This window comes from Winogradskyella sp. (assembly GCF_013042245.1).
Lineage (GTDB): Bacteria > Bacteroidota > Bacteroidia > Flavobacteriales > Flavobacteriaceae > Winogradskyella.
The window spans coordinates 1-4,777 of record NZ_JABDQL010000123.1 but is presented as its reverse complement, the minus strand read 5'-3'; the positions used below and the strand labels follow the sequence as shown (position 1 = coordinate 4,777).

The following is a 4,777-nucleotide window of genomic DNA, read 5'->3' as shown; positions in this document are numbered from 1 at the left end:
TGTTGTTTTCAAAGTACATAAAATATTGATTATCAATATAATATACAAAAATTAATTCATAAAAACAACTGAAAACCAATGATTTAACCCCAAATATTAAACTTTTTTAGATGCGTTTGCCCTGCTTATTGAGAGTAAAGAACCAATTATTCAACTATTAATTGACTATATTGCAGCTCGAAAAACAGATTTTCAATATTGATATATTTCAGCAAAATGCATTCTGTTTATTTATAAATGTCCAAACTTCCCAAAGCTTGTAAATTTATTGATCTTTCAGATTACGGAAGACCAATAGCAAGAGTAATTTCCCAATCACTTAAAAATACGCGATTCACAGCTATACATGTTACTATTTGGTTTATTATCTCTGGTTTATTGGCAGTATTCTGTATTATAAAAGGGTACTATATCCTAGCTGCTTTTTTTTTGATTTTAAAATCTATTTTAGATGCGGCAGATGGCGAATTGGCAAGACTAAAAAACACACCTTCTTATACAGGTAGGTATTTAGATTCTGTATCAGATATTATTCTAAATGGCTTTATTCTATTGGCAATTTGGCAAATTACTAACGCCAATATATGGTATACAGTTATTGCTTTTTTTGGTATACAGCTACAAGGAACATTATATAACTACTACTACGTTATTTTAAGAAACAGGTATAATGGAGATAAAACCAGCCGTATTTTTGAAGACAAGACACCTACTGCACTTCCTGGTGAAACTCAGGCAAACGTAGATATATTATTCAAACTGTATAAAATTCTATATGGTAGTTTTGATAAGGCAATTTATATGCTCGACCGAAATGCTTCTACTGGAAAAATTTTACCGAATTGGATGATGACTATGCTTTCTGTTTTTGGTTTAGGTTTTCAATTATTGATGATTGCTGTTTTGCTAGTTTTAGGATTAAAAGAATATATTATACCCTATTTCATAGTTACAACTCTTCTTATTTTTGGGTTTATAGCCATAAGAAAATCTTTATAATTATCCTTTTTTCTTAGATTTTAAAAGATAAGTGTATATCCACATTAATGTAAATGTAGGTACAACATCACTAAAAGGAAACGCTTCTTCAACAAAAGAAATAACACCAGCAATACGTCCCTGTTTTCCTTTGTAAAGCTTTGTCATTATAAAACCAGATAATGGCGCCCAAACAATATCTGAAAATTCACCAATACCAAGGATAACAAAGGAGACATAACCCATAGCGTCGAGCAATAGGCTTAAAAGTAATTTAAGGTATTTGTTCATATATTATTTTATTCAATTAAATCAATAAGCATTCCAAAAAATAATAATATCAACTTGGCACTACTCTAGTCCTTGATTTTTAACGTTTAATTAAGAGCAATCACTCATTTAGCTTATTAGCTTTGTGTCAAATTAATAAAAATTCCAATCCCTAAAAGCCATTAAAACCAGAGGTATTTTGTTGTCAAAATTTAAGCTTTTTTTTCTTTTTATATTTTTAATGGTTACGTTAGTAAACGGTCAAGATAAAAAGACTCTCCATGTTAACCGGAATGAAATTGCGCCTAAGATAGACGGTAACCTCAATGATTCAGCTTGGCAAAATGCAGAAATAGCTACTGATTTCATTTCCTTTCAGCCAGAAATTGGTTTAAAAGCTTCTAAAGACGTTCGTACAGAAGTTAAAATGACTTACGATGACCAAGCCATATATATTTCGGCTTATTTGTACGATGACCCTAGCAAAATAATGAAACAACAAACCAATAGAGACGATTTTGGTCAGGCTGATTTTTTTTTAGTGGTTATAAATCCAAACAACGATGCACAAAATGACACTACATTTTTTGTGTTTGCCTCTGGACAGCAAGCAGACGCTATAGTTAACCCAACCATAGGAGAAGATTTTGGATGGAATGCTGTTTGGAAAAGCGCTGTAAAAATGCAGGATGACGGTTGGACCGTAGAAATAAAAATACCCTATCGTGCCTTACGTTTTCCCGAACAAGAAACACCAACTTGGGGTATTCAATTTCATAGAGAATTTAGACGAGACCGAGCTCGCTATACATGGAATCCTATTGACCCAACTCAAGGAAATATTGGTTTGTACCATGGCGAATTAAAAGGTTTAGACAACATAAAGCCTCCTGTAAGGCTAAATCTATATCCATTTACAACAGGTATTGCTACTAATTTTGATGGAGAAACAGAAACAGATTTAAAATTTGGATTAGACATTAAATATGGTATTACAGACAATATTACTTTAGATGCTACATTAATTCCTGATTTTAGTCAAGTAGGCTTCGATAATTTGGAGTTAAATCTTGGGCCATTTGAGCAAACGTTTAGAGAACAACGTCAATTTTTTACAGAAGGCGTGGATTTATTTTCAAAAGGTGGTTTATTCTTTTCTAGACGAATTGGTAATGCGCCTGTAGGTGAAGTAGACTTGGCCGAAAATGAAAATTTAAACAGACCGAATACCACGAAAGTTTTAAATGCCATAAAGGTATCGGGGCGTTCTAAAAGCGGTTTAGGAATTGGAATATTGAACGCCATCACTGAAAAGACTACAGCAGCCATAACAGATGATAATGATGTTATTTTAAGAGATGAAGTTGTAGAACCTTTTACAAACTATAATATTTTTGTAGTAGACCAACAGTACAACGGTAATTCATCCATAAGCTTAATAAACACCAATGTACTTCGTGAAGGTAGTTTTAGGGATGCTAATGCAACAGCTTTAGTTAGTAACTTTCAAAATAAACGAAATACATTTAGAATAGATACTGAAGCAAGATTAAGTCATGTTAATTTTCAAAATGCGGAAGCGGAAACTGGTTTTAGTAGCTTTCTATTTGTTGGAAAAACTCATGGCAACTGGCGTTATAGTTTTGACCATAGGTTTGCGGACACTAAATTTAATATCAATGATATAGGCTTAAACCTAAGGAACAACAGAAATGATTTTGGTGCAGATTGGTCTTATGAAATTTTTGAACCTACGGAAAAACTAAACCGTTATAGAATTAATGGTTTTGTGAATTATAGACGTTTAGCAAATCCTGGTGTATTTTCTGGCTTTAATTTTGGAGCTAACTATTTTGCTATCGCTAAAAAATCCTTAGATGCTTACGGGTTTAACTTTAGATTTAGCCCTGGAAAACAGTTCGATTATTTCGAATCGAGAGATGGACGTCCTTTTATTTTTGAAAATTCAGGTCGAATTGGAGGCTTTATTTCTACTAACTACAACAGGCCTTTTGCTTACGACATTAGAGCTTCTGTAGGTGCTATTTTTGAAGATGGACGTGATTTTACATCCGTTAATTTAGAATTAGAACCACGGTATCGTTTTAACGACAACTTCATTTTGGTATACAAATTCGAATATAATAAACGTAAGGGCGAACGGGGTTTTGCAACAAGTGAAAATGATGAAACTATATTTGGAGAACGAGACAGACGTCGTGTAACCAATACAATTACAGCCAATTATACATTTAACCCTTTACATACTTTATCTCTTAACTTAAGAAATTATTGGGATACAGTAGATTATGACTACGAGCTATTTACACTTTTAGATAATGGAAGATTAACTACCGATTCCAATTATAATTTAGATAATGTCACGGATGACCCAAATGTAAATTTTAAAACATGGAATGTAGACTTAAGCTACTCTTGGCAATTTGCTCCGGGTAGTTTTTTAACAGCCTTGTACCGAAACCAGTTATTTAATGTTAATGATAATTCATTTGATACATTTTCTACAAGTTTTAATACACTTTTTGAACAACCAGCATTAAACCAATTTTCATTAAGGCTTCAATATTTTATAGATTTTAATGGTATAAAATCTATTTTCTCAAAAAATAATAATCAAAGCTAATTGTATGGCTAGACTTTAAATATTATTTTCACGGTCTATGGCAGCAATCATTACAGCAAAGCAAATTTTTAAGTCTTATAAAGACTTACATGTCCTTAAAGGTGTCGATATTTCTATCGAAGAAAGTGAGATTATTTCAATAGTTGGTGCTTCGGGCGCTGGAAAAACAACACTACTTCAAATTTTAGGAACACTAGACAAACCAGACTATAAAGAAGACACACAACTTATAATTAATGGAACAGCCATAAGCCAACTAAACGATAAAGCGTTAGCAAAGTTTAGAAACACCAATATTGGTTTTATTTTTCAGTTTCATCAGTTATTACCAGAATTTTCAGCTTTAGAAAATGTATGTATCCCTGCATTTATTTATAAAACACCAAAGGCTGAAGCCGAGAAACGTGCCAAAGAACTCCTTGCCTATTTAGGCTTGTCAGATAGAATTGACCATAAGCCCAATGCCTTGTCTGGTGGTGAACAACAACGTGTGGCAGTAGCTAGGGCACTAGTTAATAAGCCTAAAATCATTTTTGCAGATGAGCCTTCAGGGAATTTAGATAGTGAATCTGCCGAACAACTCCATCAACTCTTCTTTAAACTTCGAGAAGAATTTAAGCAAACCTTTGTTATCGTTACGCACAACCAAGAATTGGCAGCCATGGCGGATAGAAAATTGACTATGGTAGATGGTAAGATTATGGATTAATCCTCTTTTTTATTCATCATTTTTAATGTAAAACCACCCATAAGTAAAATAATAATGCGAATCAAGAGTTAAATATTAGTGTTATAAAGGCTGCGGCTAATCGTCCATAAACATGTAGACTCAGTCCTTTAGTAGATCTCACCTTACTCGCTTTCTGTATATCTGATTTTTCAATA

4 protein-coding genes are annotated in these 4,777 nt (G+C 32.8%); 3 read left to right on the top strand and 1 reads right to left on the bottom strand.

The features are described from left to right. Positions 1-237: 237 nt before the first annotated feature. On the top strand, positions 238-999 hold the full coding sequence (locus HKP48_RS09615) for a CDP-alcohol phosphatidyltransferase family protein (RefSeq protein WP_296345266.1): 762 nt from the start codon (positions 238-240) through the stop codon (positions 997-999). On the opposite strand, the gene HKP48_RS09610 is transcribed toward HKP48_RS09615, so the two are convergent. Beyond that, on the bottom strand, positions 1,000-1,269 hold the full coding sequence (locus HKP48_RS09610; RefSeq protein ID WP_296345263.1) for a hypothetical protein: 270 nt from the start codon (positions 1,267-1,269) through the stop codon (positions 1,000-1,002). It abuts the gene before it with no gap. A 220-nt stretch (positions 1,270-1,489) separates the two neighbouring features. Here HKP48_RS09610 and HKP48_RS09605 point away from each other — a divergent pair, with 220 nt between their 5' ends. Further along, a complete protein-coding gene (locus HKP48_RS09605; protein WP_296345261.1) occupies positions 1,490-3,892 on the top strand; it encodes a DUF5916 domain-containing protein in 2,403 nt (800 codons plus the stop codon). A gap of 46 nt (positions 3,893-3,938) precedes the next feature. Continuing rightward, positions 3,939-4,601, top strand: a complete 663-nt coding sequence (locus tag HKP48_RS09600; RefSeq protein WP_296345269.1) for an ABC transporter ATP-binding protein — start codon at positions 3,939-3,941, stop codon at positions 4,599-4,601. Positions 4,602-4,777 lie beyond the last annotated feature (176 nt).